This window comes from Rubritalea sp., from assembly GCF_039830215.1.
Classification (GTDB): domain Bacteria; phylum Verrucomicrobiota; class Verrucomicrobiia; order Verrucomicrobiales; family Akkermansiaceae; genus Rubritalea.
Genome location: NZ_JBDOPO010000135.1, coordinates 1 through 2543 on the forward strand (window position 1 = coordinate 1; position 2543 = coordinate 2543).

Sequence of the window (2543 nt, forward strand, 5' to 3'; positions counted from 1 at the left end):
TTTCCAGCCCGAAGGGGGGCTATCGACAAAACGAGCTATGCTCGCAAATTTAAAGAATCAATAACTCACACACCGACAACGGGAGTTGCCGGAGGTGCCCTTAACTCAAAAGTCAAAACTGCTCAGCCAGACTTTGAAGGTTAGCATAGAGTTGGTAAACTAAAAGCTCCCTATATTAAATGTCACAAAGCTGTTCAATTTCCTCAGTTTTAGTAGATCTTCTTCTAGCTATGAGAGTCTAACTATGAGCGTGGAATATCTCGGTACCATCCGTTTACTCCATGAGCTTTATCTGATCGATCCCTGCCTCGTCAGCCGCCGATTTTTCGTAGCTCTTCTGCGAGACCATTCCATTATTTTTAACTGCAAAAGGCTGCAAAGACTGAGGCGCATGATGGGTGGAGAAGCTATTCATTGTAAGCCTCTAACTGGTATTCCAGACAAAAACCACTACAAGTAGCCTTACTTGCTAAGAAATCTAACAGTGAGTAGACCTGACCAATTGAGTGCACCGATATCACCTATGTCCCGATGCCTCATGGGGCGCTTACCTGTGCACCGTGGAAGATAGCAAGGTCACGCCTTCAAATCCCTGCGAACGCAAATCTGAAACCACTATCAATCCACAGGAGCAAGACGACTCTTAGCCCCCATATTAGCCAACCATTTTCGCAGCTATACACTTCATAAAGAATTTATGCTTAAGAAGCATAAATAAATAGCCAACTTCCTAATGCGCTATCTTCTACAGACTCAATTTTCGCACATCGCTGACCTTACCCGCGACAGCTGCAGCGATAACCATTGCTGGGCTCATTAGTATGGTACGACCTGTTGGCGACCCCTGACGGCCTTTGTAGTTACGGTTAGATGAACTCGCACAGATTTGATCACCAACCAATTTGTCTGGGTTCATAGCGAGGCACATGGAACAACCAGCGAGACGCCACTCGAAACCAGCTTCGCGGAAGATGTCCGCGATACCTTCTTGCTCACATTGGTGCGCCGTGATCTGAGATCCAGGCACTGCGATAGCTTTCACGCCATCAGCAACCTTATGGCCTTTAAGTATATCAGCTGCAGCGCGGAAGTCGGAGAGGCGACCATTGGTGCAGGAACCAATGAATGCTACATCGATCGGGATCTCGCTCACTGGAGTGCCTGCCGGGAGCTTCATGTACTCGAGAGCTTCGTCGATACTCGTCTTTTCTTCATGAGTCTCAGCCTTTGCTGGATCTGGGATAAGCTCGGAAACACCGACTCCGTGATCTGGGGAAATACCCCAAGTTACTGTTGGCTCAATGTCTTCTGCAGAGAAATCTACCACGTCGTCGTAGTCGGCATCTGCGTCGGATGCGAATAATTTCCACTGCTCCACAGTTTCGTCCCAATCCGCTTCAGATGGAGCGTATGGACGACCTTTGAGGTAATCGAAAGTTGTTTGATCTGGGTTCACATAACCACAACGCGCACCACCTTCGATGGCCATGTTGCAAACAGTCATCCGCTCTTCCATACTCATGTTGTCGAACACGTCACCACCATATTCGTAAGCAAAGCCGATTCCGCCTTTAGCTCCGAGGTGACGGATGATGTGAAGTGATACGTCCTTGGCATAAACACCAGGCTTGAGCTTACCATTCACGTTCACGCGGCGCACCTTGAGTGCTGCCATCGCAAGTGTCTGAGTTGCTAACACGTCACGCACCTGAGTGGTTCCAATACCAAAGGCGATCGCGCCGAATGCTCCATGAGTCGCCGTGTGCGAGTCACCACAAACAATAGTGGTTCCCGGCTGGGTGATACCCTGCTCAGGTCCGACCATGTGGACGATACCCTGCATGCCAGTGTTGAGTGAGAAATATTTGATTCCGTATTGTTCGACGTTTTTCTTAAGCTCATTGATCATTCCCTCAGCGAGGTTGTCTTCAAATGGCTGAACTTGGTTCGTCGTTGGCACAATGTGGTCAACGGTGGCAAATGTGCGGTTAGGAAATTTAACACCTAGTCCCAGATCACGGATCATACCGAAGGCCTGTGGTGAGGTAACTTCGTGAATCAAGTGCGAGCCGATGAACAACTGCGTGCGTCCATCTTCTAAGATTCCAACGCTGTGTGCGTCCCATGTCTTTTTATAGAGTGTCTTTCCCATAACTGTGTCCGTCATTGCGGCGGACGGTGAAGATGTACAAGTTTCAGCAGAAAGTCAAAACCGATCGCGTAAGTTGCCCCCTTTCGCCCCCAACTGTCAGTACGCTACATTTTTAGCCTATTGCTTCATCTCCGACCCCGTGTAACACGCATCCTCGAAATTTTCTTAAAATAGTTCAGTCATTCTCTTCCTCCTGACCACCGCAGTTGTCGGCTTGCATAGGCTCTCTTTGCATCAAAAAATCTTATAGATGGTGCCAATAAGACAAATTGGAAACCTCAGGTTCAAGAATTCAAAACGCACTCAACTAACACACCTCGGCACAATATTTCATCATCAAACCATGAACACATAAAAAAATTGTAGCTGCCAATGTCACCGAAAACCTTCC

General features: G+C 48.0%; 1 protein-coding gene. It reads right to left on the minus strand.

Annotated elements, in window-relative coordinates:
* Positions 1 to 745: 745 nt before the first annotated feature.
* Positions 746 to 2152 (minus strand): 3-isopropylmalate dehydratase large subunit, encoded by a 1407-nt coding sequence (leuC, locus tag ABGY95_RS04490; protein WP_347440502.1) that lies wholly within the window; start codon positions 2150 to 2152, stop codon positions 746 to 748.
* Between the last annotated feature and the right edge of the window lie 391 nt (positions 2153 to 2543).